Here is a 24,491-nt window from a genome sequence, read left to right as displayed (position 1 = left end):
TTTCGGCGGCCATAGCGGGAGGGAAACGCCCGGACACATTCCGAACCCGGAAGCTAAGACTCCCAGCGCCGATGGTACTGCAGGGGCGACCCTGTGGGAGAGTAGGACACCGCCGAACACCTATTAGAGAGGCCCCATCCATTGCGGATGGGGCCTCTTGCATTTAACCCGCTGCTATTCGGGCGGGCGCTATTCGCCCTTTTGGTGCGCGATCACGAGCTTTCCGCGCACGTCGCCTGATTCGAGACGCGCATGTGCTGCTGAGGCATCCGGTAGGCCGAAGATCTCGTCGACGTGCGGGCGTACGGATCCCTGCTCGAGAAGCCGCGAGATGACGGCGAGCGTCGCGCCGTCGGGTGACGCGTGGTAGGCGGTCGTGCGCGCACCGGTCGGCGGGCTCTGTGTCTGGCGGGTTGGCAGCGATCCGGTGGGGCCGCTGACGACGAGGCCGTTGCTGCGGACCAGGGCGAGCGCGCGCGAGCGCGCGAGGTCGTCGCCGTCGTCGCTCAGATCGATGACGACGTCGACGGGATCGAGCTCGCGCTCGAGGGAGGCCGACACGGGGTCGATCGTTTCGCGCGCGCCGAGACCGCGCAGCCATTCGAGGTTGCGGGCGGACGCCGTGGCGATGACATGTGCGCCGAAGTACGCAGCGAACTGCACGGCGAAGTGACCGGCTCCGGTTTCGCCCCCATGGATCAGGACGCGCTGGCGCTCGTGCGCTTTGGCCAATGTGGTGACGATGCCCCAGGCCGTCAGAGCCGCGAGGGGAACTGCGGCAGCCTCGACGTGTGACAGCCCGACGGGCTTGGGCGCGATGCACAGGCTTGGCACAGAGGCGTACTCGGCATAGCTGCCGGCGTACCGCGGGACCGGGATCACGCCGTAGACCGCGTCACCTGGCCGCAGTGAATGCGCGGCGTAAGGGGTCTCAACGACGGTGCCGCTGAAATCGCAGCCAAGGACGGCCGGGAACCGGTCTATCGCGACCGCTGATCCCTGGCCAGCCCGCGCACTCGCGTCGAATGGGTCGACTCCGGCCGCGTGGATCTCGACGAGGACCTCATCATTGAGGCGATCCGGTCGAGGGACCTGTGCGATCGTCAACGCATCGGGACCGCCGAAGCGCTCGATCACCGCGGCGGTCATGAACTCGGTCACCATTCGTACCTCCAGGCCTCGGTACGAACGACGCTAACGACTGCGGATTACACTCCGATTGCGCCGCTGTGTCGCCTGGCGAACCCGTCGATCGTGGCGACGAGCTGGGCGGCAAGGCTGACGAGGGTCGCGATCGCGTCTTCATCGCGCTCGACCCAGCGGCACTCGGGCTCGCCGACAGGGACGAAGTCCTCGTGGCGCTCCCAGACGAAGAGCGTGCGCTCGGCCCCGAGCACGTACTGCTGCCACCAAATCTGACGCAGGTAGTGCCGCGGGATGGAGCGCCAGGGCTTGTTCGTCGTCTTGATCTCGGCGAGGACAAGCGCGCCGGCATCAGTGACCGCCAGCCCGTCAGGAGTCGCGAGGTGGCGCGTGTCGTGCTCTGCGTGAAAGAGGAGGGACGACGGGGCGATGCCGTGGTGGTCCAGTGTCCACGCCGCGATCACCGGCTCGCGGTCGCGGCCGTGCTCTGTGTACGCATTGCCGCTGAATCTGCTTCCGAACCACTTCTCGCGCGCAGCCGCCTCCACGGACCGCGGCGTTGAGAGCTTCGCGACGTCGGTCGCGGTGATGCCGCGGCTGCGGGCGCGAAGCCAGGCGACCCGATCGCTCGAGTCGGCGACGACACGGTCGAGGTGGCTCGAGCGGCGCGGAGCGGTCTCTTCTTCCTCGAAGCCGGGAAGAAGGAGATCGGTCACGAGACGCTATTCTTCCAGGCCGGCGGTGTAGCCGAGCCGCCGACGCGCCTCGTCGATGATCCGCAGCGTGGCGATGGCCTCGGAGAACGGGTGCAGCGGTGAGTCGTCGAGGCCGGCGGCGAGGTAACGTGCGAAGGCGGCAGCCTCGTACGCCATTCCGCCGCTGCCGCTGATCGTCGGGTGACCGGGGTAGCGCTCGGGCTCCCCGTCGTTCGGGTAGAACGTCAGCGCAGACGGCGACCAGAACGGGGCGTCGATTTCGATGCGTCCGGCGGTGCCGGAGATGCTCGCGGACCAGGGGGTGCGGGACTCGACGCCGACATGGAGGAGGGCGTGCGATGAGGCATCCGCCTCGAGAATCAACGAGACCTGCGCGTCGGAGCCGGTGGGGGACAGGGAGCCGGCGACGTGAAGGCGCGGGCTCTGGTTGAGGGCGGGCAGGGCGAACTGCGCGAACGAGATCGGGTAGACGCCGAGGTCGAGGAGAGCGCCGCCGGCTTTGGCGGGGTCGTACATGCGGCTCTCGGGGTCGAACGGCACGTTCACGCCGAAGTCGGCCGTGACGAGCCGGATCTCACCCAGCGCGCCGGATTCGAGCAGCTGGCGCGCCACGTCGGTGTGGGGCAGGTAACGCGTCCACATCGCCTCCATCAGGAAGACGCCCTTGGCGCGTGCCGCGTCGAGCATGCGCTCGGCCTCTGCGGCGGAGAAGCCTGCGGGCTTCTCGACGAGCACGTGCTTCCCCTCGTCGATCGCGAGCAGTGCGAGCTCGAGGTGGGCGTTGTGCGTGGAGGAGATGTACACCGCCTCCACCTCGGGGTTCGCCACGAGTTCGGCGTAGTCGCCGTAGGCGTTCGGCACGTCGAAGTCGTCGGCGAAGGACTGCGCACGGTCGAGGGAGCGGGAGGCCACAGCGACGACCTTCTGACTTGTGTGGTCGCGAAGCGCGGTAGCGAAGCTGCGGGCGATGCCGCCTGGGGCGAGGATGCCCCAGCGCAGCGTAGGGGCGTCGGAGGGGTCGGGGAAGCGCGGGGCGGGGAGAGACATCGGTGTCCTTTCCTGGTGGTGGTTGGGAGCTCAGTCAGAGGGATCGTCGAGGACGCGCTGGATCACCATGATCGCCGCGCCGAGCACGCCGCCGGTGGCTCCCGCGCGCGAATGGACGATGCTGAGGTGCTGCGTCGCAAGCGGCGTCGACTGACCGTAGACGACCTCGCGCACGCCCGCGAGAAGGTGCTCCCCCGCGCGGGCTACGCTGCCGCCGATCACGACGATCGACGGGTTCAGCAGGTTGACGACCGTCGCCAAGACTTCGCCGAGGTCACGGCCGGCCTGCCGGAGTCCCTGCACGGCGATCGGATCGCCACGAAGACCCGCGGCCAGAACGTCTTGGCTGGTGCGTGCGGGGACGCCGCGCTCGGTCATCCAGGCGGCGATGGCGGGACCGCTCGCCAGCGCCTCGAGGTCGGCATCGACGGCGCCGTGCTGTGGTGTGCGCCGCGTGAAAGGCACGCGCACGTGACCGAGGTCGCCTGCGGAGCCCTGGGCGCCGCGCTGCAGGCGACCACCGGAGATGATGCCGGCGCCGATGCCGGTGGACACTTTGACGAAAACCATGTCCGTGGCATCCGGCCACGTCATCGCGTGCTCGCCCAGAGCCAGGATGTTGACGTCGTTGTCGACGAGCACGGGGATGTCGAAGTGGTGCCGCAGGTAGCCGGGGACGTCGAAGCGGTTCCAGCCCGGCATGATGGGCGGATTCGTCGGCAGGCCGCTTGCGTGTTCGACGGGGCCGGGCAGGCCGACGCCGATGCCGACGAGGTCGGCGGCGGAGCGGCCGCTCTTCCTGAGCACGCGTTTGGCGGCGGCGATCGCCCAGTCGAGGATCGGCTCGGGGCCGTCGGAGATGGCCAGCTCGCGGGACTCCGTCTCGAGGATGCTGCCGGCGAGATCCGTCAGCGCGACGACGCCGTGGGTCGCGCCGAGGTCGACGGCGAGCACGGTGCGCGCCGACGGATTGAAGGCGAGCAGAGCGGGAGGGCGGCCGCCGGAGGAGAGCTCGCCGCCGGCGGGGACGACCAGGCCAGAGGCCACGAGGCCGTCGAGGCGGGCGGCGACCGTGGAGCGGGCGAGCCCCGTCAGCTCTGCGAGTTGCGCCCTCGTCTTCGGGGGGCCGGTGCGAAGCATCCGCAAGAGATCGCGCGCATCGGGGGCCACGAGTGGGCCGCGCGCGTCGCCGGACATGACGTCATTGAACCACAGCGGCGAAAGACGGCGGCATGCGATGGACTTTTGCTTGACTGCCGACAGAAGTCTGTTTGAATGAAGGAGCCGACACGTCTCTCGGCGATCTCAGACTTCAATGAAGAGGACGGTTCTGTGACCGAGTCACTGCTCTCTGTGCAGCTGTATACCGTGCGCGAGGCGCTGCAGGCTGATCTGCCTGGCACGCTCGTGCGCCTGGCCGAGCTGGGGTTCACCCAGGTCGAGGCCTTCAACATCGTGGGGCTTCAGGGGCTCGGAGAGGGACTCGCCGCCGCCGGCCTCACGACCCCGACCGCGCATCAGCGGTTCGTCGCGGAGGAGCAGGAGCCCATCTTCGAGAAGGCCGCGGGGCTCGGCATCCGCACGCTCATCGATCCGCACATCGCCGAGGAGCGCTGGCAGACCGCCGACGGTGTGAAGGCGATCGTCGATGACCTGGCGGCGGCTGCCGAGAAGGCGAAGGAGTTCGGGCTGGCGATCGGGTATCACAACCACGCCTTCGAGTTCGAGACGAAGATCGATGGGCGGCCCTCGTACGAGCTGTTCGCGGAGCAGTTGCCGGAGGGCATCGCGCTCGAGCTGGACACCTACTGGGCAGCGGTCGGCGGCACGGACCCTGTGGCGCTGCTCGGTGAGCTCGGATCCAAGGTGATAGCTCTGCACGTCAAGGACGGTCCCGCCACGCACGAGAACAAGGACCAGGTGGCGGTGGGCTCCGGGTCACTGCCGATCCGATCGATCATCGAAGCGGCGCCGAGCGCGCTGCGCGTGATCGAGCTGGACGACTCACGCGGTGACCGCTTCCAGGCCGTCGCCGACAGCGTCGCGTTCCTGAAGGCCGAGGGCCTGGCATGACGGGGACGGGCCCTGTCGGCGTCGGTGTCATCGGCGCGGGCAACATCAGCACGCAGTATCTGACCAACCTCACCTCATTCCCCGATGTCGAGGTGCGCTTCGTCGCGGACATCGACCTCGATCGGGCGCAGTTCCAGGCGCAGGCGTTCGGCGTGCCGGGGTTCGGCACCGTCGAGCAGCTGCTCGCCGACCCGGAGATCGAGATCGTCGTGAACCTGACGATCCCCAAGGTGCACGCAGAGGTCGCGCACCAGGTGCTCGCCGCCGGCAAGCACGTGTGGACCGAGAAGCCGATCGCGCTCGACCGCGAGAGCGGGCGCGCGCTGCTGACGGCGGCACAGTCCGCGGGCCTGCGCGTGGCGACGGCCCCTGACACGTTCCTCGGGGCAGGCATCCAGACCGCTCGTCGACTCATCGAGTCGGGCGCGATCGGAGAGGCGAAGACGGCGCTGACGCTCATGCAGCAGCCGGGGCCGGAGTCGTGGCACCCGAACCCCGACTTCCTCTTCCAGGAGGGAGCAGGGCCGCTGTTCGACGTCGGGCCCTATTACGTGACGACGCTGATCCAGCTGTTCGGACCCGTGAAGCGGGTCGCCGCCGTCGCCTCGAAGTCGAAGGAGCGGCGCACGATCGGCTCGGGCCCGCGCGCGGGCGAGACCTTCGAGGTGACCGTGCCGACGCACGTCACCGCGGTGTTCGAGTTCGAGGGTGGCCAGACGTCGCAGAGCATCTTCAGCTTCGACTCCCAGATCAGACGCACGCAGTTCGAGGTCACCGGCGTCGACGGGGCGCTCGAGCTCGCCGACCCCAACATGTTCGTGGGCGATCTCGTGCTGCACAAGGCCGACGGCACGCAGGAGACCATCGCGACCACCGGTGAGAAGGCGGCGCGCGGGACCGGTGTCGTCGAGCTCGCGCGGGCGATCCGCGCAGGCGTTCCCGAGCGGGCGTCGGGCGAGCAGGCCTTCCACGCCCTCGACATCATGGTCTCGACGATCGAGGCCGCAGAACGCGGCGAGTGGGTCGAAGTCGAGAGCACCTTCGTGCCCACGCCTGTGCTGCCCGAGTCGTGGAATCCCAGCGAGAAGACGCTCTGATGGGACACGGCCGTCAGCGCGCGGTCGACACTCGAGCAGTGACGCCGACAGGCGGGGAACCGCTCGGCGTCGGCATCGTCGGTGGCGGGTTCATGGCGACGGTTCACGCGCGAGCGGCTCGTGCTGCCAGGGCCCGGCTGGTCGGCGTGGTCGGCTCGTCGCCCTCCCGCGGGGCGCAGGCGGCCGACGTGCTCGGCATCGAGCGGGCATACGACTCACTCGAGGCGCTGCTGGCCGAACCGGAGGTCGACGTCGTGCACATCACGACGCCGAACGCGCTGCACGCGGAGCAGACCGAGGCGGCGCTCGCCGCGGGGAAGCACGTCGTGTGCGAGAAGCCGCTGGCGACGAGCGTCTCTGATGCGGAGCGTCTGGTGCAGGCATCCGTCGGTCGCATTGGGACCGTGCCGTTTGTATACCGGTTCCATCCGCTCGTGCGCGAGGCGCGGGCGCGTATCGCGGCAGGCGAGGCGGGACGCGTGCTCAGCGTGCAGGGCTCCTATCTGCAGGACTGGCTGCTGTCGGCCGACGACGACAACTGGCGGGTGGACGCCGCAGTCGGCGGTCGCTCGCGCGCGTTCGCCGACATCGGCTCGCACCTGGTCGATCTGATCGAGTTCGTGACGGGCGACCGGGTGGCGCGGGTGGCAGCGTCCGCGCGCACGTTCATCAAGACGCGGGCGCAGCATTCGCAGGTCGAGACCGAAGATGCCGTGTCGGTCACGCTCGAGACCGAAGGCGGCGCGATCGGCACGCTGCTCGTGTCGCAGCTGGCGCCGGGGCGGAAGAACCGGCTACACCTCGAGATCGCCGGCGCCGCCGAGTCGATCGCGTTCGACCAGGAGCAGCCCGAGACGCTGTGGGTCGGGCGGCGTGCGGGCTCACTGCTCGTGCCGCGCGATGCGGATCAGCTCGCGCCCGACGCCGCGCGACTCGTGATGACGCCGGCCGGGCACCCGCAGGGCTACCAGGACGCCTTCAACGCGTTCGTGGCGGACAGCTATGCGGCGATCGCCGGTGCGGCGCCCGACGGGCTGCCGCGCTTCGAGGACGGCCTGCGTGCTGTGCGCATCACGGAGGCCGTGATGGATGCCGCCGCGAGCGGCACCTGGAAGGAGATCTGATGGCTCGCGACTTCGCGCCGGGGCAGTCGGCGACACTGTGGATCTACGACCTCGAGGCGGATGCCCCGCGCGAGGTGCTCACGTCGGACACGCTGCTGTTCGAAGCGCCGAACTGGATGCCGGACGGCTCTGCGCTCATCGTCAACGGCGCGGGCCGGCTGTTCTGGGTGCCGGCCACCGCCACCGCTGGCGACGCCCAGCTGACCGAGATCGACCTGGGCGGGATCCCCGAGATCAACAACGACCACGTCATCGCCCCGAATGGGAGCGCGGTCTTTGTGTCGGCCGAGGACGGGCATCTGTATGAGGTGCCGCTCGATGGCAGCGGGCCCCGGCAGGTCTCGCACGACCACGGCGACTTCCGCCACTACCTGCACGGGATCTCTCGCGACGGCTCGACCCTCGCCTACATCGGGCTGTCATGGGACGGCGACCGGCGCGTCACCAATGTCTACCTGCTGCCGCTCGATGGCGGCGACGAGGTGCAGCTCACGGATGACCCCTATCAGGACGACGGCGCGGAGTTCGGGCCGGGCCCTGACGGCGACGAGTGGGTGTACTTCAACTCAGAGCGCGCGGGTGGTGCGGCGGGGCACGCGCAGCTGTTCCGTGTGCGCCCCGACGGAGCATCCGTCACCCAACTCACCGACGACGAGCGCGTCAACTGGTTCCCGCACCCCTCGCCCGACGGGGCGCACCTCGCCTATGTGAGCTACCCACCCGGAACCGAGGGGCACCCCGAGAACATCGCGGACGTGCGCCTCAGGTTGACCACACCCGCGGGCGGAACCGGCCGCGACCTTGTCACCGTGTTCGGCGGCCAGGGCGCGATGAATGTGGGCAGCTGGGCCCCGGATTCCTCGGCCTTCGCCTACGTGACGTATTCGGAGCTCTGACCTCAGCTCGCGGGCGTGATCTTGAACAGCTCGGCGCGGCGCTTGATGGTCTCTGCGCGGGCAAGGCGGGGCTTGTCGGAGCCGTCGCGGATGACGCGGCCGTCGGCCTCGAACTCGGCGAGGAAGTCGAGCGCCCAGGCGACGTCGGCCGGCGACGGGCTCATCGACTCGTTGATGACGGCGGGCTGCTCGTGGTCGAGGCAGAGCTTGCCGGTCATGCCGAGGGCGACGGCGTCGGCGGCCTGCTCGCGCAGGACAGGGTGGGTGCTGGCGACCGTGGGGCCGTCGATGGGGCCGGGCAGACCGCCGATGCGGCTGGCGAGCACCAGCCGGGTGCGCGGGTAGGCCATGGCGAGCGGCGTGTTCGAGGCGCCGGTGTCGCGGCGGTAGTCGCCGGACCCGAACGCGAGCCGGTAGGCGCCGCGCGCGCGGGCGATGTCCGCGGCGTCCTCGATGCCGAGCGCAGACTCGATCAGGAGGACCACGGGCGTGTTGCCGCCGAGGCGCTGGAACGTGTCGGTGACCTGCTCTGCCGCCTCGGTCTTGGCGAGCATGACGCCCTTGAGGCCGGGAACGCCCGCGAGTGCGGCGAGATCGTCGCTCCAGTCCACGGTGGTCCAGTCGTTGATGCGCACCCAGGCGCTGCCGCCCGAGCTCAGCCAGTCGACGACCTTGCCGCGGGCGGTGTCTTTCAGAGACTCGTCGATGGCGTCCTCGAGATCGAGCACGATCTGGTCAGCGCGACCGAGCATGGCCCGGTCGAAGAGCTCATCGCGCAGAGCGGAGACGAGCTGCCACGAGCGCGCGTTCTCGCCGTCGACGCGGTTCGCCTCGCGCGTGGCGCGGCGCTGCTCGAGCGCTGTGGCGTTGCTCTGTTCGGTCGAGGTCACGTGTCTCCCTGCGGTTGTTCGTTGCGTCGACGGTGGCGTTGCCTCATCGCGCGGTCACCTCAGCACGATACGCCCTGGCAGTTGGGCGGGCGATGTGACGGCCGCGAGGGAGAGACTGGCGGTATGGAGTCCACCCCGGCGCGCGACGCCCCGCGAAGCATCCGTATCTCTGCTGTCGAGGTCCTCGTCGTGAGGGGCGCGGCTCCGCAGCCGCCCGCCGGCGACAGACAGCGCCAGGTGCGCGCCGAGTCGTTCTACGACAGCAGGCGGCCGGCGTATCGATCGCCCGCGCCCGCCTGGACGGGCGGCGAGATGACGTCGCACTATCTGCGAATCGGCACGGATGCCGGGGCGGAAGGATTCTACGGGCCGATCGAAGCCGAGATCGCGTGGCTCATCGCCCGGAAGATCGCGCCGGAGCTGGTCGGTGAGGACGCGCTCGCAGGCAACGTGCACTGGGATCTGCTCGAGCGGCTCGAGCGCCATGGCCGGCATGGGCACTACAAGATGGCGCTCAGCGCGATCGACAACGCGCTCTGGGATCTGCGCGGCACGGTCTTCGAGGCGCCGGTCTGGCAGCTGCTCGGAGGCTGCGCGCGGGAGCGGATTCCCGCCTACCTCAGCACGCTCGGCAGCTCTCTCGAGCTCGACGAGGTGCGAGCGGTCGCGTCATCGGCGAGGGCAGAGGGCTTCGCGGGGCAGAAGTGGTTCTTCGGCGACGGGCCGTCGGCACGCGCGTGCCCATCGCGGCGGGCGAGCACATCTATGACCGGCAGGAGCTGCTTCCCTACCTCGCCGACAGCGTGCTCGCGGTCGCGCAGTGCGATCCGGAATGGTGCGGCGGCGTCACCGAGCTGCTGCGCATCTGTGCGCTCGCCGAGGTCTTCGGCGTGCCGGTGATCCCGCACGGCCACGGGATTCACGCAGCGCTGCACGTCGTCGCGAGCCAGTCGCCGGCACTGACGCCGAAGGTGGAGTATCTCGGGCGCCACATTCCCGGGCGCCACCACTTCGAGCTGGAGCCGCCTGCTCCGGTCGGGGGATCGTTCGCGCTTCCGCAGCGGCCCGGCTTCGGCATCCGCCTCGATGACGCGAAGGTCGACAGCGTGCAGACGCTGCGGTCCTGAGCTAGGCCGCGCGCTCCGTCTCGCCGATGCGGCCGAGACGGTCGATGTGCATCTCGACCTGCGCGAGCGCCGAATCGAGCAGGTAGTGCGACAGGTTCTCCCACCCGAGGCTCCAGTACAGGTGCGAGGCCACGTCCCACACGGACGGGCTGTCGAGCCGATCGAGCACGCCCGCGACCTCTGCCGTGCGACGCGCATGGTGGGCGCCCAGCTTCTCGCAGCGCGCCCGCAGACCGTAGAAGCGGTAGCCGTGGCCAGGGCAGACCTGGTGGTCATCGAAGCGCCCGACCCGGTCGAGGGCGTCGAGGTAGTCGCTGATGGGATTGCTGGGTGTCGGGCCGCCGAGGCCCAGGCCCGGGTTCAGCACGGGCAGCACGTGATCGCCCGTGAAGATCAGCTTCCGCTCGGCGTCGCGCAGGCAGATGCTGCCGTAGGTGTGCCCCGGCGTCCAGATCACCTCGATGCGGAATCCACCGGCCTCCGGGTCGCCGAGCTCGAGCTGCGTGCCGCCCTCGACGAGCCGATCCGCAGTGATCTTCGCCTTGGCGAAGCGCTCCTCCGTAACGCGGGCGAGCTCTTCGCGCCGCTCGTGGGGCACGCCCCAGCGATCGAAGCGCTCGGCGTCGACGCCGCCGAATTCACCGTCGATCGCGGCCTGCTCGAGGCGATGAAGCACGACGTCGGCGCCGGAGGCGGCGCGCACCCGGGCGCCCATGCCGAGGTGGTCGAAGTGCAGGTGGGTGACGATGACAGTGCGGATGTCTGCGACGGCGCGCCCGAGGCGGGCGAGCAACTGCTCGAGGCGCCGCCAGTTGGCATCGGTGTCGACGCCGGGGTCGATGAGGTGGATTCCGCCTGAGGCATCTGCCAGCGCATATGTGAGGGTGTAACGCAGCGGCTGGCCCTTGCTCGGGAACTCCGTCGGAAGGGTCCAGACCCCCGGTGCGATTTCGGTCGGCTCCGGTACGCCGCCGTTCAGCGCCGCGTCCTTCTCCGTCGTGTCGACAACCTGCTCAACCGTCATGTTCCGCCTTCCCCCGATCGGCTCTGGCCGGGTCAGTGAGCTCCATCATCGCAGTTCTCCCCAGCCTTGGCGTGCATAGCGCAACAGACGCACAGGGCATCCGTAGACGGCGCGGCCACTCGGAGGAATGATGAACGCATGCCCAACCTGCGAACCACGAAACTCGGCATCATCGGCGCGGGAGCCGTCGGAACCTCGCTCGCGTACGCGGCGCTCATCCGTGGTGCGGCGGACGAACTCGCGATCTACGACCTCAACCCGGCACGCGCTGAAGCGCAGGTGCTCGACCTCGCACACGGCACGCCCTTCGCCCATCGCACCAAGGTCACGGGCGGCGGCGACCTCTCATTCCTTGCGGCCTCCGACGTCATCGTCGTTACGGCGGGTGCCGCACAGCTGCCCGGCCAGAGCCGCCTGGACCTCGTCAACACCAACGCCGAGATCATCCGCGACCTGATGCCTCGGCTTGTGAAGCAGTCGCCGGACGCGATCTACATGATCGTCACGAATCCGGTCGATGTGCTCACGGAGGTGGCAGCGGATGTCGCAGGCCTCAGACGCGGGCAGGTGATCGGCTCGGGCACGACGCTCGATACTTCGCGGTTGCGCTGGCTGGTCGCAGAGGCGGCCGGCGTCGCTCCTCGAGATGTGCACTCGATGATCCTCGGAGAGCACGGCGACAGTGCGTTCCCGCTGTGGTCGAACGCGACCATCGGCGGCTCGCCCATCCGGGAATGGGCCGACGAGAGCGGCACCAAGATCTTCGATGACGCGAAGCTCGACGAGCTCGCGAACCAGGCCGTGCTCTCGGCCTACTCGATCATCGCGGGAAAGGGCGCCACGAACTACGCCATCGGCCTCGCCTGCGTTCGGCTCGTCGAGGCCATCCTGCGCGACGAGCACATGGTGACGCCGGTGAGCACCGTGCTGCGCGACTACGAGGGCCTCGACGGGATCGCGCTGTCGGTCCCCTGCGTCATCGGTGCCGGCGGTGTGCAGCGGGTGCTGCGCGTGCCCATGAATCAGACCGAGCACGACGCCTTCCATCGCAGCGGCAGCGCGCTGCGGGCGGTGCTGGAGGAGATCGGGCAGCTCTAGCCGGATCCTCTCAGGGAAGTCATAAGTTCGGCATAGACCGTTCGAATACAGGCGCGCATAATCGGCAGAATGAGCATCGACCTGTCCGATTCGCGCAGCGCGCAGGCACACCTCCATCACGCCGATGGGTCCCCGATCCGAGTGCTCGTCGTCGACGACGAGAACACGCTGACCGACCTGCTGCAGATGGCATTGCGCTACGAGGGGTGGGAGGTGAAGAGCGCCTCGACCGGCCACCAGGCAGTGACCGTCGCCCGCGAGTTCAAGCCGGACGCCGTCGTGCTCGACATCATGCTTCCCGACATCGACGGCCTGCAGGTCATGCGCCGCATCCGCGAGGCGGGGAACGAGACTCCCGTGCTGTTTCTGACCGCGAAGGACTCGCTCGACGACCGCATCGCGGGGCTCACCGCCGGCGGCGATGACTACGTCACCAAGCCGTTCAGCCTCGAAGAGCTGGTCGCTCGGCTGCGCAGCCTGCTACGCCGTTCCCGCGCACTGATCGCCGACACGAGCGACCCGCGCATCGTCGTCGGCGACCTCGTGCTCGACGAGGACAGCTATGAGGTGACCCGCGGCGGCGAGCCGATCAGCCTGACCGCGACCGAGTTCGAGCTGCTGCGCTACCTGATGCGGAACCCGCGCAGGGTGCTCTCGAAGGCGCAGATCCTCGACAGGGTGTGGTCGTATGACTTCGGCGGCACCTCGAGCGTCGTCGAGCTCTACATCTCGTACCTGCGCAAGAAGATCGATGCGGGCCGCAAGCCCATGATCCACACCGTCCGCGGCGCCGGCTACATGGTGAAGGCCGCGGAGTGACTCAGGACTCGAAATGACACAGTCGGCATCGGGGCCGGTACCCTCGGTGCCGATGAGCACCGGGGCGCCGCGTCGCGCGTTCGACATCCGCGCCGCCGTGACTCGAACCGCCCATTGGTTCCGCCACCCATTCCACTCGTGGACGCTGCGATCGAAGCTGGTCGCGGCCGTGGCGGCCCTCATCGCCGTTCTCGGTGTGGCGATCGGCCTCGTCAGCGTTGTGCTGCTGCACACCTATCTGATCGACCGTGTCGACGACCAGCTCCACCTGGCGAGCCAGCGCGGGCTGCAGCTCGCGGTCACGAGCTACGTGCGCGGGCAGCCTGTCGGCCTGCAGGACATCGTGACGTACACGGGGCAGCCGGGTGGCACACTCGCTGCGCTCATCCACGGCGGCCAGGTCGCGAGCAGCTACTACCAGCCGACGGGCGCCGAGGGCGGCGCGCACAAGGCGGTGGCCGACTCCGACTTCGTCACCACGATGACGTCCCTGCCCCAGAACGGCACGCCGGTGTCGGTCGACTTGGGTGGCAACCTCGGCGAATACCGCGTCGCTTCGGAGGATCTGCCTGACGGCCAGCACCTCGTCATCGGTCTTCCGCTCGCCGAAGCACAGGCGACTACTGAGCACCTCGCGATCACGATCCTGTTCGCGACGATCGCGGCCTCGCTTTTCGCCGCGGGCAGCGGCCTGCTGATCGTCAGGCTCTCACTGCGGCCGCTCGACCGCGTCGCCGGTGCTGCGACCACCGTGTCGACGCTTCCGCTTGACCGAGGCGAGGTTGCGCTCGGGGTGCGTGTCGCCGACGAGGACACCGACCCGCGCACCGAGGTCGGCCGCGTCGGCAGCGCCTTCAACGCGATGCTGGGGCACGTGGCATCCGCCCTCTCTGCGCGCGAAGCGAGCGAGCGCAAGGTGAGGCAGTTCATCTCGGATGCCTCGCACGAGCTGCGCACGCCGCTGGCGTCCATCCGCGGCTACTCGGAACTGACGCGGCGCTCGGGCGAGGTGATCCCGCCCGACGTGCAGCACTCGATCGGCCGCATCGAGTCGGAGGCGACGCGCATGACGGCGATGGTCGAGGACCTGCTGCTGCTCGCCCGCCTTGACGAGGGCCGCGAGCTCGACCGCGAGCCCGTCGACCTCTCGATGCTGCTCATCGACCTGCTCTCGGACGCCCACGCTGCCGGTCCCGATCACCAGTGGCTGCTCGATGTGCCGGGCGAGCCGGTCGAGGTCGTCGGCGACCGCACGCGACTGCACCAGGTGTTCGCCAACCTGCTCACCAACGCGCGCGTCCACACGCCCGCAGGGACGCAGGTGACGCTCGGGATGCGTGCCCACGACGGCTTCGCCGAGGTGACCGTCGCCGACGACGGTCCCGGGATCCCGCCCGAACTGCAGCCCGTGCTGTTCGAGCGGTTCGCCCGCGGCGACAGCTCGCGCTCGCGCAACACCGGATCGACCGGCCTGGGGCTCGCGATCGTGAAGGCCGTCGTGGATGCCCAGGGCGGGTCGATCTCGGTGGAGAGCGAGCCGGGGCGAACCGTGTTCGCCGTGCGGCTGCCGCTCCGGGAAGCGTAGCTCGGTCTCCATTCGGCTTCGCCGAGTCGACCAGCGAGGGACCGCCGAGTCGTCCAGCGGATAGGCTGGCGGTGGTCGTATCGATTCGATGAGACGGAGCAGTCAATGAAGATCGCCCTCACCGGTGGTTCCGGAAAGCTCGGCACGAACGTTCTGAACTATCTGCGCGACGCAGGTCACGACGTGACGAACATCGACCGCACGGGGGAGCGCGGTCCCGGGTTCCTGCGCGTTGATCTCACCGACTACGGCGCCGTCGTGTCGGCGCTCTCGGGCGTGCGTGATGGGGCATACCCGGACGGCGCCACACCATACGAGGCGATCGTGCACCTCGCGGCGATCCCCGCGCCGAACATCGTCAGCGACGCGGAGACCTTTCACAACAACGCGCTCGTCTCGTTCAACGTCTTCCATGCCGCGACGCGGCTCGGAATCCGCAACATCGTCTTCGCCTCGAGCGAGACGATCCTCGGTCTGCCGTTCATCACGCCGCCGCCCTACATCCCGCTCGACGAGGAGGTCGAGCTCCCCGAGTCGATCTACTCGCTGAACAAGTACCTCGAAGAGAAGCAGGCCGAGCAGCTCGCGCGCTGGTACCCCGACCTCAAGATCATCGGCTTGCGGTTCTCGAACGTGATGAATGTCGAGGATTACGCCGAGTTCCCTTCGTTCGATGCGGATGCCTCGCTGCGCAAGTGGAATCTGTGGGGGTACATCGACGCCCGCGACGGCGCGCAGGCCGTCGAGAAGGCGCTGCAGTACTCCGTCCCCGGGTTCGAGCGCTTCGTCATCGCCTCGCCCGACACTGTGATGACGCGGCCGAACGCGGAGCTCGTCGCCGAGGTCTTCCCCGGCGTCGAAGTACGCGGCGAACTCGGCGTCAACGACACCCTGCTCTCGATCGAGAAGGCGCGCCGGCTGCTGGGGTATGAGCCGAGGCACAGCTGGCGGAATCACGTGTAGACGTTTCGAGACGCGCGCTCCGCAAGCGCCGCGTGCTCCTCAACGAGCGAGGAGGGTCGGAGCACGTCTGAGCGTCTGTTACTATTGACGAAAGCCAAAGACCGCAGGTTTCCGGCGTGTCCAGAAATGGATTGCCGGACCAAGGCTCTCGAAAGAGGCGACCCGCGCAGGTTCACGTTCTGAAGATGCTGGGTTGAAGAACCACAGCGATCGAGAAGCTCCGTGCCCTGCGCTCGGAGCTTTTTTCTTTGTCCTTCTCCTTGCGGGCGGCGGCGGCCCGAGGCATCCGTCTCGGGTGAATCATTCATAAGGAGTGGCCATGGCGAACAAGGAAGCCGCGGTTGCCGAGCTCACGGAACTTTTCCAGAGCTCGACTGCCGTTCTGCTGACCGAGTACCGCGGTCTGTCTGTTGCGAAGCTGCGCGAACTGCGCCGCTCCATCAGCACTGACGCGTCGTACGCCGTGGTGAAGAACACGCTGTCCAAGATCGCAGCCAACAACGCCGGCATCACGGCGTTCGACGACGAGCTCGTCGGCCCGTCTGCGATCGCGTTCGTTCACGGTGACCCCGTCGCCGTGGCGAAGGGTCTGCGCGACTTTGCCAAGGCAAACCCTCTCCTCGTGGTCAAGGGCGGCTATTTCGATGGCAAGCCGCTGACCGCGGAAGAGGTTGGCAAGCTCGCCGACCTCGAGAGCCGTGAGGTTCTGCTGGCCAAGCTGGCAGGCGCCTTCAAGGCCTCGCTGTTCGGAGCCGCCTATCTGTTCAACGCCCCGCTGTCGAAGGCTGTTCGCACCGTCGACGCGCTGCGTGAGAAGCAGGAGTCCGCTGCGTAAACGCTCCTCGGTCTCCATTCGGCTTCGCCGAGTCGACCAGCGAGGAGCCGCGCGAAGCGGTGAGTACACATTCAACAAGGAGAAGAAACAATGGCAAAGCTTTCCACCGAGGAACTGCTTGACGCGTTCAAGGAGCTCACGCTCATCGAGCTGAACGACTTCGTCAAGGCATTCGAGGAGACCTTCGAGGTCACCGCTGCGGCTCCGGTCGCCGTTGCTGCTGCCGGCGCTGCCGGTGGTGCCGCCGCTGCTGAAGAGGCCGAGGAGAAGGACTCCTTCGACGTCGTCCTCGAGGCTGCCGGTGACAAGAAGATCCAGGTCATCAAGGTCGTCCGCGAGCTCACCTCGCTCGGTCTTGGTGAGGCGAAGGCCGTCGTCGACGGTGCTCCGAAGGCCGTCCTCGAGGGCGCCAACAAGGAGACCGCTGACAAGGCGAAGGCTGCCCTCGAAGAGGCCGGCGCCACCGTCACGCTCAAGTAGTCGGCGCCGGGCACTGCCCGGCCGCGATTACCCGGCATCTGCCGGACACAAAGGGCGTCGCACTTCGGTGCGGCGCCCTTTTCCTTGTTGATATAGATAGTGAAGCTATGTAAACTAGTCACCATGACCGATGCGGATGCCGTGCGCGAGACGCTCACCGACCTGGTGCAGGCGAGCGCGCGGCTCGTTCAGGCGATCCGGCGCATCACGCGTGACAACGGGTCGGACGAGTCGATCGCGACCTGGCGCACGCTGGGCGTCCTGCAGCGCAGCGGGCCGCTGCGCGTCGGGGCTCTGGCCGACGCGAGCCAGGTCGCGCAGCCGACCATGACCAAGCTGGTCTCCGGGCTCGTCGACCGCGGCTGGGTCGAGCGGCTTCCCGACTCCGCCGACGCGCGCGCCTCGCAGATCGGCATCAGCGACGCGGGAACCACTGCTCTGCGCGAATGGCGCGCAGAGCTGGCATCCGTTCTGCTGCCCTACTTCGGCGATCTCAGCGCGCGCGACCTCGATGCACTGCGCCGCACTGTCTCGCTGGTCGACACGCACATCGCGGGCATCGAGCCCGCTCAGATTCAGGAGGTGGCGTCCTAGATGGCGCACGAGAAAGCATCCGGTTCCATCCTCAAGCAGCCGATCGCCGTGTGGGCGATCGCCTTCGCCTGCGTGGTGTCGTTCATGGGCATCGGGCTCGTCGACCCGATCCTGCCCGCGATCGCGGCCGCGACCAAGGCGACGCCGACGCAGACCGAGATGCTGTTCACGACGTATCTGCTGATCACGGGCGTGATGATGTTCTTCACGAGCTGGCTGTCGAGTCGCATCGGCGCCAAGCGGACGCTGCTGATCGGCCTCGCGCTCGTCGTCGTGTTCGCCGCGCTGGCGGGCTCGAGCGAGACGGTGAACCAGATCATCGGATTCCGCGCCGGCTGGGGCCTCGGCAACGCGCTGTTCATCTCGACGGCGCTCGCGTCGATCGTGGGCGCTGCCGCCGGTGGCGCGGCGAACGCGATCATCCTCTATGAAGCGGCGCTGGGCCTCGGCCTGGCGGTCGGCCCGCTCGTCGGCGGACTGCTCGGCGGCATCTCATGGCGTGGCCCGTTCTTCGGCACCGCCGCCCTCATGGCCGTCGGCTTCATCGCAATCATCACGATGCTGCGCGGGCCGCAGGTGAAGCCGGCGCCGACGCCGCTGTCCGCGCCGTTCCGCGGTCTCGGCCGCCCGGCGCTCGCGATCATGGCCGCGACCGCGCTGTTCTACAACATGGGCTTCTTCGTGCTGCTCGCGTGGACGCCGTTCGCTCTGCAGGAGGTCGGGGTCTCGAGCGCGATGCAGCTCGGCTACATCTTCTTCGGCTGGGGCGTCGCGGTCGCGATCACCTCGGTGTTCGGCGCGCCCATGCTGACGTCCCGCTTCCGGCGCACGACGGTGCTGGTGACGGTCATCCCGCTGCTGGCAGTCGTGCTGCTGCTGGCCGCGCTCCTGCACACCAGCGTCGTCGCGCTCGTGATCCTCGTGATCGTCGGCGGTCTTTTCCTCGGCATCCTGAACACGGTTCTCACCGAGTGCTCGATGGAAGCCACGGACCTGCCCCGGCCGGTCGCGTCGAGCTCGTACTCTGGCGTGCGCTTCGTCGGCGGCGCCATCGCGCCGCCCCTCGCCTCGACGCTGGCGAGCCACTTCGGAACCTCGGCCGCCCCGTTCTGGTACGGCGTGATCGTGCTCGTCGTCGCGACGCTCATCGTGGTCTTCGGGCGGGGCAAGCTCGGGCGTGCAGATGGCGCTCACGAGGACCGCGAAGAGGTCGGCGAGGCCGTCGCGATCGGGGACGCCGACTAGGGACTCGCCGTCGTCGCGCGCTCGATGAGCGTGGTGGCCACGCGCAGCTGGCTCGGACGCGGCGTCTCGCCGGCGAGCTCGGCCAGCATGAGCTGAGCGGCGCGACGCCCCTGGCCGAAGGCGTCCTGTGCGATCGTCGTGAGCCCGAAGGTCTCAGCCAGCGCATGGTTGTCGATGCCGATGATCGACAGCTTCCCTGGCACGTCGATTCCGAGCTCGCGTGCGGCCAATAGGGCGCCGATGGCCATCTCGTCAGAAGCCGCGAACAGCGCCGTCGGTCGCGGATCGCGGGCGAGCAGGCGCAGGGCCGCCTCGCGGCCTGCCGAGATCTGGAAGTCGCTCTGCTCGATCCATTCCGGATGCACTGCGATGCCGGCGGCGCCCAGCGCCACCTCGAAGCCGCGTCGCCTGCGCTGCGGCACGCGCTTGTTGAGGCCGGGTTCGGGGATGCCGGCGAGGTGGCCGATGTCGCGGTGGCCGAGACCGATCAGATGCTCGGTCGCGGCGCGGGCGACGGCGAGCTCGTCGATGCCGAGGTGGCGCAGCCCCGGAACGGGGCCGCCGACGACGATCGTGGGGTGTCCGAGCGAGGCCAGCTGCTCGCGCTCGGCGGGCGTGAAGTCGAGGCAGAGGGCGATCACCGCGTCGGTGCGCTTGCGCAGGATCGAGCGATGGAAGACCCGCTCGCGGTCCTCGCCCTTGAGCCCGAGGTTGAACAGGATCGTGTCGTAGCCGACCGCTCGGAGCTCGGCGTCGATGCCCTCGAGCACGGTCGAATAGAACCACCTGCTGACGTTCGGCACGACGACGCCCATGGCGAGGGTGCGGCCGGTCGCGAGGCCGGACGCGCTCGACGACGCAACATAGCCGAGCTGCTCTGCGGTGGCCATCACGGCCTCGCGCGTCGCGGGGGAGACGTTGGGAAGTCCCCTCAGCGCGCGCGAGACCGTGGCGGTCGATACTCCGCTAGCCCTGGCGACGTCGTCGATACTCGTCAAGTGAGCCACCCCAGGCGGTCGAGACCGGCGCTCCGCCTCGGGCCTCTGCGGCAAGCATCCGTCGTCGCAGTGCGATGAGCAGCGCGAGGACGATCACCAGCCCGAGCAGCGCGAGCGCCCAGCCGAGCGCCGGACCGCCGGTCAGCTCGGTGACGCCCGTCACGACGAGGAACGCCGCGGTGAAGAATCCGATCACTCCGAGTGCCATGTCGAGCACCTCGATCGGCTTCCAGTTGAACATCGGGTCAGCCCTTCACCCCGCCGGCCGTGAGTCCGGCCACGATCCGGCGCTGGAAGATCAGCACGAGGACCACGAGCGGGACGGTCACGATGGTGCCGGCCGCCATGACGGCGGTGTACGGCTCCTGGTGCGGCAGGCTGCCCGTGAACGACGCGATCGCGACCGTGACCGGCTGCGTCTTGTCGCTCGAGAGCTGACTCGAGATCAGGTATTCGTTCCATGACGAGATGAACGCCAGGATCGCCGTCGTGAACACCGCGGGGGCGGCCAGCGGCAGGATCACCTTGCGGAACGCCTGCGCTGAGGTGCACCCGTCGATGCGCGCCGCCTCTTCGAGATCCCACGGCATCTCGCGCAGGAACGAGGTCAGCGTGTAGACGGTCAGCGGCAGAACGAACGAGATCTCGGGAATGATCAGCGCCTGGTAGGTGCCCATCCACCCGATGTTCGTGAACAGCTGGAACAGCGGGGTCAGCAGCGCGACGCCTGGGAACATCGAGGCCCCCATGATCACGCCGAGCACGATCCCCTTGAAGCGGAACTCGATGCGGCTGAGTGCATAGGCCGCGAAGGTGCCGACGAGCAGCGCGATGATCGTGACGGATGCCCCGATGATCAGACTGTTGAGCAGCGCGCGACCCAGGTGGTTGCCGAGGTTCGTCGACAGCGCCGTGACGTAGTTGTCGAAGGTCACGTGCGTCGGCCAGAAGGTCGTGTCGAAGGTGTAGCCCACGTCGCGGAACGATGTCACGACCATCCAGTAGAACGGCAGCAGGCACCAGACCACGATGACGGCGGCCTGGATCCAGGTGCGCACGCTCTGCGAGCGGCGGCGAGCGGTGGCCGAGCGGTTGACGTCGGGTTCGACCCGGCCGTCGGCGCGAACGCGCGTGCCCGCCCGTGCGGTTGCGGTGGTCACTTCAGCTCTCCCTTCTGCTGCGCCTGCGTCGTCTGCACGACGTTGGCGCCGAGGAACCGCACGAAGATGAACGCGATCACGAAGATGAACACGAACACGATCGTCGAGAGGGCGGATGCCGCGTTCGGACCCTGCCTCATCTGCTGCACGACCAGCACCGACCAGGTCGCGGTGGCATTGCCGCCGCCGAAGATGGCGGGCAGGTCGTACATGCGCAGCGCGTCGAGGATGCGGAACAGCACGGCCACGAGCAGCGCGGGGCGCACGAGCGGCAGCGTGATGGTCCAGAAGGATTTCCACGTGGATGCCCCGTCGACGCGCGCCGCCTCATAGACCTCGGCCGGGATGAGCTGCAGACCCGCGAGGATCAGCAGCGCCATGAAGGGCGTGGTCTTCCAGACGTCGATGATGATGATCGCGATGCGGGCCGGCCAGTCATCGCTCGTCCACAGGATCTTCGTCGCGAAGAGGGCGTTGACGACACCCGCGGCCGAGAAGATGAAGAACCACAGCTTCGCCGTGACCGCCGTCGGGATCGCCCACGGCACGAGGATCGCGGTGCGCACGAGCGAGCGGCCCGTGAAGGCGCGGTTCATGATGATCGCCATCCAGAACCCGATCACGGTCTCGAGCACGACGGTCGTGACCGTGAAGAAGAACGTCGTGAACGTCGCCGGCCAGAACTGGGCGCCGAGGTTGCCGGCGGGGCATGCGACGTACCCGCCGTTGCCGGAAGGGCAGCGCTGCAGCAGCCAGTGGGCGAAGTTGCTGAAGCCTGCGAAGCCGCCCTGGACGAAGAATCCGGTCGCGGGGTCGAGGCCGGCGTCCTTCTGGAACGACGTGATGACCGCGCTGACGATCGGGTAGCCGATCACGATGGCGAGCAGCACGAGCGTCGGAAGGATGAGGAACAGCGCATTGCGGGTGCGCAGGCGCTGAGCGCGCTGCAGCCCGCTTCTGCCCTGCCTGGAGCCCGGGGGCGGCGCGTCCGGAGTGCGCGCCGCCCCGATGGTCGCGGAGGACATGGGTCGCCTAGCTGCCCGCGCCCGCGGTCTTGATGGCCTTCTGCATGTCGCTCAGGGCGTCATCGACCGAGGTTGTGCCCTTGATCGCGGCGAAGGAGTCGTCTTCGATCGCCTTCGTGATCGCGGGGTAGAAGGGGCTCACCGGGCGGGGCACGGCGGTGTCGAGCGACTTCTTGAGCGTCGAGAGGTACGGCAGCTGCTTGTTCAGCTCGGGGTCGTCGTACAGCGAGGCGAGAGCCGGAGCGTTGGAGGCCTTGGTGACCGCCTGGCGCTGGATCTCTTCGGTCTCCATGAACTTGATGAAGTCGACCGCGGTGCCCTTGTGCTTCGAGTACGCACTCACGGCGATGTTGTGGCCGCCGAGGCTCGAGGCGCCGGGGCCGTCGACGCCGGGGAGGGGCGCGACCGCGAACTTGCCCTTGACCTTCGAGCTGCCGTCGGTCGACGCCAGCGAGTAGATGTACGGCCAGTTGCGGTGGAACAGCAGCTGCCCGGCTTCGAACGCCTGGCGGCCCTGCTCCTCCTGGTAGGTCTGTGCCGCGGCGGGGATGTTGCCGTCCTTGAAGGCGTCGACGATCGCCTCGAGGCCCTTCTTCGCCTCCGGCGTGTCGAGGGTCGGGGTCTTGCCGTCCTTTCCGACGATCGTGCCGCCGGCGGAGTTGATTGCCTCGGCGACGTTCACGGTGAGGCCCTCATAGTCGGCGTACTGGCCGGCGTAGCACCCGATGTTGTGCGCCTTCGCGATGGAGCAGTCCTTCATCATCTCGTCCCAGGTGGTGGGCGGCGTCTTGATGAGGTCGGTGCGGTAGTAGAGCAGGCCGCCGTCGGTGACCCACGGTGCGGTGTAGAGCGTGCCGCCGTAGGTGCCCGCCTTGACGGTCGCCGGCAGCATCTTCGAGGTGTCGAGCTTGAGGTCGCCCTTCAGCGGTGCGAGCCAGCCCTTCGCGGCGAACTCGGCCGTCCAGATGACGTCGACCGCGACGACGTCGTAGTCCGTGCTCTTCGCCTGGAAGTGCTGCACGAGGTCGTCGTGCTGCTGGTCGGCGTTGTCGGACTGCTCTTTGAAAGTCACCTTCTCTTTCGGGTGCTTGCTGTTCCACTCGTCGATGATCGGGCGGATCAGGTTGTTGTTGTCCTTGCCCTGGACGAACGTGATCGGGCCGTGGCTGTCGTCGCCCGAGCTCTGGCCGTTGCTGCCGCCGCTGTTGCCGGAGCAGCCGGAGAGGGCGAGCGCCCCCGCCGCGATTACTGCGAACCCTGCGACGAGCAGGGGTCGGCGTGATGCCTTCATGACACTCCTCATTGAGCTTTTGATTGCATGGCCCCTGTGCAGGGGCTAGTAGGGCAACTTAATCGAGGCCGGGCACGACTGCAAGCGCTTGCGTCAAGCGCTTGCAGTCGGCGTTTCCGACTTAACCGGTTATGCCTCGACGGCCCCTGCGGCGATCGCCGAGGCCGCGGCCGGGGCGCGTGCGGGCCGGCGCGCAAGCACGTGACCCAGGGTGAGCATGGGCTTCTCGAGCAGTCGCCAGCTCAACGCGGCGACGACGCAACTGCCCACCGTCGCGAGGCCGAACTCGAGCCACGGGTTGCGGGTGTGCGTCACGAAAACGATGAGCTGCTGGAGGGGGAATCCGTAGAGATACACCGCGTAGGACAGGTCCCAGCCGCGGAAGCCGCCGAGCGGGATCGGGGGCACGGTGATGGCGGCGGTGAGCACGAAGTAGGGGAAGATCAGCGGCGTGATGGCGCCGGCGACGCCGAGGATGCTGCACACGATCGCGACCACGACGAGCGCGGCCGCGACGGCGACCACCAGGCGGATGCGCTCGCGCAGCGTATAGAGCAAGGCGCCCATGAAGAACACCGCGACGAGCTCGACCGACTGGTGGAAGAGCGGGTTCCCGGTGAGGCGATTCAGGGGTGTCGAGGCGAACAGCGGCTGGATGTTCAGCACACCCGCGACCACGACGCCGGCCAGGCACACCCACCACGACCGGAGCCGCGTGAGCATGAGCACCATGAGCGTCACGTAGCAGGCGAACTCCACGGGCAGCGTCCACAGTGACGGGTTGATGCCGGGCCAGGGCTGGCCGGCGAAGACGCCCGGCGGGTCGAAGTCGCCGGGCACGAACATCAGCGTCTTGACGAGCGGATAGGCCCAGACCTTTGGGCTCGTGAAGTACTGGCGCAGCCCGACATCGGTCGCGAGCGGGCCGATGACGAACGCTGTCACGATGGTCATCGCGAGCAGCGCAGGCAGGATGCGGAAGATCCGCTTGACGAGGTAAGGAACCGCGTGGGGGCTGCGCGCCCAGCTCGAGGTGATGAGGTAGCCGCTGATCGAGAAGAAGATCAGCACGCCGACGTGGCCCCACGTGCCGCGGGTCGGATCGAGCCAAGCGGTGGGCTCGTTCTGGCCGACCGCGGCGAATGAGTGCGAGAACAGCACGAGCAATGCGGCGATGAGGCGCAGGAGGTCGAAGTTGTTGGCGTTGTGATCACGCAGCGCCGTTCTCGCCCTGCGGCCGCTGTGGCTCATCCCGTTCCCC

25 protein-coding genes, 1 rRNA gene and 1 pseudogene are annotated in these 24,491 nt (G+C 68.4%); 15 read left to right on the top strand and 12 right to left on the bottom strand.

Annotated features, from left to right (window positions below):
• Nucleotide 1: 1 nt before the first annotated feature.
• Nucleotides 2-118 (top strand): 5S ribosomal RNA (gene rrf, locus ABD736_RS16340).
• Nucleotides 119-189: 71 nt separating this feature from the next.
• Here the strand turns inward: rrf and ABD736_RS16335 are convergent.
• The 4 genes from ABD736_RS16335 to ABD736_RS16320 are packed head-to-tail and all read right to left on the bottom strand — an operon-like array spanning nt 190 to nt 4,103.
• A complete protein-coding gene (locus ABD736_RS16335; RefSeq protein WP_344792944.1) occupies nt 190-1,161 on the bottom strand; it encodes an NADP-dependent oxidoreductase in 972 nt (323 codons plus the stop codon).
• 47 nt (nt 1,162-1,208) lie between these two features.
• Nucleotides 1,209-1,859 carry a YqaJ viral recombinase family protein gene (locus tag ABD736_RS16330; protein WP_344792943.1) on the bottom strand — a complete coding sequence of 217 codons (651 nt, stop codon included), beginning with the start codon at nt 1,857-1,859 and terminating at the stop codon, nt 1,209-1,211.
• A 6-nt stretch (nt 1,860-1,865) separates the two neighbouring features.
• Complete coding sequence (locus ABD736_RS16325; protein ID WP_344792942.1) at nt 1,866-2,906, bottom strand: Gfo/Idh/MocA family protein; 1,041 nt, start codon at nt 2,904-2,906, stop codon at nt 1,866-1,868.
• Between the two features lie 30 nt (nt 2,907-2,936).
• On the bottom strand, nt 2,937-4,103 hold the full coding sequence (locus tag ABD736_RS16320; RefSeq protein ID WP_344792941.1) for an ROK family transcriptional regulator: 1,167 nt from the start codon (nt 4,101-4,103) through the stop codon (nt 2,937-2,939).
• A gap of 78 nt (nt 4,104-4,181) precedes the next feature.
• Between ABD736_RS16320 and ABD736_RS16315 the strand changes: the two genes are divergently transcribed.
• Genes ABD736_RS16315 through ABD736_RS16300 form a run of 4 tightly spaced genes read left to right on the top strand, consistent with a single transcriptional unit; the run spans nt 4,182 to nt 8,096 of the window.
• Nucleotides 4,182-4,979, top strand: coding sequence for a sugar phosphate isomerase/epimerase family protein (locus ABD736_RS16315; RefSeq protein ID WP_344792940.1), 798 nt, complete (start codon nt 4,182-4,184; stop codon nt 4,977-4,979).
• Nucleotides 4,976-6,076, top strand: coding sequence for a Gfo/Idh/MocA family protein (locus ABD736_RS16310; protein ID WP_344792939.1), 1,101 nt, complete (start codon nt 4,976-4,978; stop codon nt 6,074-6,076). Before ABD736_RS16315 ends, ABD736_RS16310 begins: the two co-directional genes overlap by 4 nt.
• Complete coding sequence (locus ABD736_RS16305) at nt 6,076-7,200, top strand: Gfo/Idh/MocA family protein (RefSeq protein WP_425555041.1); 1,125 nt, start codon at nt 6,076-6,078, stop codon at nt 7,198-7,200. The genes ABD736_RS16310 and ABD736_RS16305 overlap by 1 nt, the downstream gene beginning before the upstream one ends.
• On the top strand, nt 7,200-8,096 hold the full coding sequence (locus tag ABD736_RS16300; RefSeq protein WP_344792937.1) for a TolB family protein: 897 nt from the start codon (nt 7,200-7,202) through the stop codon (nt 8,094-8,096). Before ABD736_RS16305 ends, ABD736_RS16300 begins: the two co-directional genes overlap by 1 nt.
• A 2-nt stretch (nt 8,097-8,098) precedes the next feature.
• Here ABD736_RS16300 and ABD736_RS16295 read toward each other — a convergent pair whose 3' ends face one another.
• On the bottom strand, nt 8,099-8,986 hold the full coding sequence (locus ABD736_RS16295) for an HpcH/HpaI aldolase/citrate lyase family protein (protein ID WP_344792936.1): 888 nt from the start codon (nt 8,984-8,986) through the stop codon (nt 8,099-8,101).
• Nucleotides 8,987-9,109: 123 nt separating this feature from the next.
• Here ABD736_RS16295 and ABD736_RS16290 point away from each other — a divergent pair.
• Together ABD736_RS16290 and ABD736_RS16285 are read left to right on the top strand one after the other, a co-directional pair.
• Nucleotides 9,110-9,562, top strand: a pseudogene (locus ABD736_RS16290) (hypothetical protein); the annotation flags it as partial.
• A 128-nt stretch (nt 9,563-9,690) separates the two neighbouring features.
• Nucleotides 9,691-10,113 (top strand): enolase C-terminal domain-like protein, encoded by a 423-nt coding sequence (locus ABD736_RS16285; RefSeq protein WP_344792935.1) that lies wholly within the window; start codon nt 9,691-9,693, stop codon nt 10,111-10,113.
• 1 nt (nt 10,114) lies between these two features.
• Here the strand turns inward: ABD736_RS16285 and ABD736_RS16280 are convergent, their stop codons facing one another.
• Nucleotides 10,115-11,137, bottom strand: coding sequence for an MBL fold metallo-hydrolase (locus tag ABD736_RS16280; RefSeq protein WP_344792934.1), 1,023 nt, complete (start codon nt 11,135-11,137; stop codon nt 10,115-10,117).
• Between the two features lie 138 nt (nt 11,138-11,275).
• On the opposite strand from ABD736_RS16280, the gene ABD736_RS16275 reads away from it, so the two are divergent.
• The 8 genes from ABD736_RS16275 (at nt 11,276) to ABD736_RS16240 (ending at nt 18,756) form a co-directional block, all read left to right on the top strand.
• Complete coding sequence (locus ABD736_RS16275; RefSeq protein ID WP_344792933.1) at nt 11,276-12,235, top strand: L-lactate dehydrogenase; 960 nt, start codon at nt 11,276-11,278, stop codon at nt 12,233-12,235.
• A gap of 69 nt (nt 12,236-12,304) precedes the next feature.
• Nucleotides 12,305-13,054 carry a response regulator transcription factor gene (locus ABD736_RS16270; RefSeq protein ID WP_344792932.1) on the top strand — a complete coding sequence of 250 codons (750 nt, stop codon included), beginning with the start codon at nt 12,305-12,307 and terminating at the stop codon, nt 13,052-13,054.
• Between the two features lie 52 nt (nt 13,055-13,106).
• On the top strand, nt 13,107-14,639 hold the full coding sequence (locus tag ABD736_RS16265; protein WP_344792931.1) for a sensor histidine kinase: 1,533 nt from the start codon (nt 13,107-13,109) through the stop codon (nt 14,637-14,639).
• Between the two features lie 105 nt (nt 14,640-14,744).
• Complete coding sequence (locus tag ABD736_RS16260; protein WP_344792930.1) at nt 14,745-15,602, top strand: NAD-dependent epimerase/dehydratase family protein; 858 nt, start codon at nt 14,745-14,747, stop codon at nt 15,600-15,602.
• 319 nt (nt 15,603-15,921) lie between these two features.
• Nucleotides 15,922-16,437 (top strand): 50S ribosomal protein L10, encoded by a 516-nt coding sequence (gene rplJ, locus ABD736_RS16255; RefSeq protein WP_344792929.1) that lies wholly within the window; start codon nt 15,922-15,924, stop codon nt 16,435-16,437.
• Nucleotides 16,438-16,527: 90 nt separating this feature from the next.
• Nucleotides 16,528-16,917 carry a 50S ribosomal protein L7/L12 gene (gene rplL / locus ABD736_RS16250; RefSeq protein WP_344792928.1) on the top strand — a complete coding sequence of 130 codons (390 nt, stop codon included), beginning with the start codon at nt 16,528-16,530 and terminating at the stop codon, nt 16,915-16,917.
• A 123-nt stretch (nt 16,918-17,040) separates the two neighbouring features.
• Nucleotides 17,041-17,511, top strand: coding sequence for a MarR family winged helix-turn-helix transcriptional regulator (locus ABD736_RS16245; protein ID WP_344792927.1), 471 nt, complete (start codon nt 17,041-17,043; stop codon nt 17,509-17,511).
• Nucleotides 17,512-18,756, top strand: coding sequence for an MFS transporter (locus ABD736_RS16240; protein ID WP_344792926.1), 1,245 nt, complete (start codon nt 17,512-17,514; stop codon nt 18,754-18,756).
• Here the strand turns inward: ABD736_RS16240 and ABD736_RS16235 are convergent.
• The 6 genes from ABD736_RS16235 to ABD736_RS16210 all read right to left on the bottom strand — a co-directional run bounded on the left by ABD736_RS16235 (nt 18,753) and on the right by ABD736_RS16210 (nt 24,481).
• Nucleotides 18,753-19,754 carry a LacI family DNA-binding transcriptional regulator gene (locus tag ABD736_RS16235; protein ID WP_344792925.1) on the bottom strand — a complete coding sequence of 334 codons (1,002 nt, stop codon included), beginning with the start codon at nt 19,752-19,754 and terminating at the stop codon, nt 18,753-18,755. The genes ABD736_RS16240 and ABD736_RS16235 overlap by 4 nt on opposite strands.
• A complete protein-coding gene (locus tag ABD736_RS16230) occupies nt 19,723-19,995 on the bottom strand; it encodes a hypothetical protein (RefSeq protein WP_344792924.1) in 273 nt (90 codons plus the stop codon). The genes ABD736_RS16235 and ABD736_RS16230 overlap by 32 nt, the downstream gene beginning before the upstream one ends.
• 4 nt (nt 19,996-19,999) lie before the next feature.
• Complete coding sequence (locus ABD736_RS16225) at nt 20,000-20,914, bottom strand: carbohydrate ABC transporter permease (RefSeq protein WP_425555040.1); 915 nt, start codon at nt 20,912-20,914, stop codon at nt 20,000-20,002.
• Entirely contained in the window at nt 20,911-21,939 is a 1,029-nt protein-coding gene (locus ABD736_RS16220) for a carbohydrate ABC transporter permease (protein WP_344792923.1), read from the bottom strand. Before ABD736_RS16220 ends, ABD736_RS16225 begins: the two co-directional genes overlap by 4 nt.
• Before the next feature lie 7 nt (nt 21,940-21,946).
• Entirely contained in the window at nt 21,947-23,230 is a 1,284-nt protein-coding gene (locus tag ABD736_RS16215; RefSeq protein ID WP_344792922.1) for an ABC transporter substrate-binding protein, read from the bottom strand.
• Nucleotides 23,231-23,359: 129 nt separating this feature from the next.
• The gene (locus ABD736_RS16210) at nt 23,360-24,481 is read right to left on the bottom strand and encodes an acyltransferase family protein (protein ID WP_344792921.1); all 1,122 of its coding nucleotides are present in this window, start codon (nt 24,479-24,481) and stop codon (nt 23,360-23,362) included.
• Nucleotides 24,482-24,491 lie beyond the last annotated feature (10 nt).

Origin of the sequence: Gryllotalpicola daejeonensis (genome assembly GCF_039538145.1) — a bacterium.
GTDB classification, from domain to species: domain Bacteria; phylum Actinomycetota; class Actinomycetes; order Actinomycetales; family Microbacteriaceae; genus Gryllotalpicola; species Gryllotalpicola daejeonensis.
Note: the sequence above shows the minus strand (reverse complement) of the source record. Positions and strands in the feature narration are given on the sequence as shown.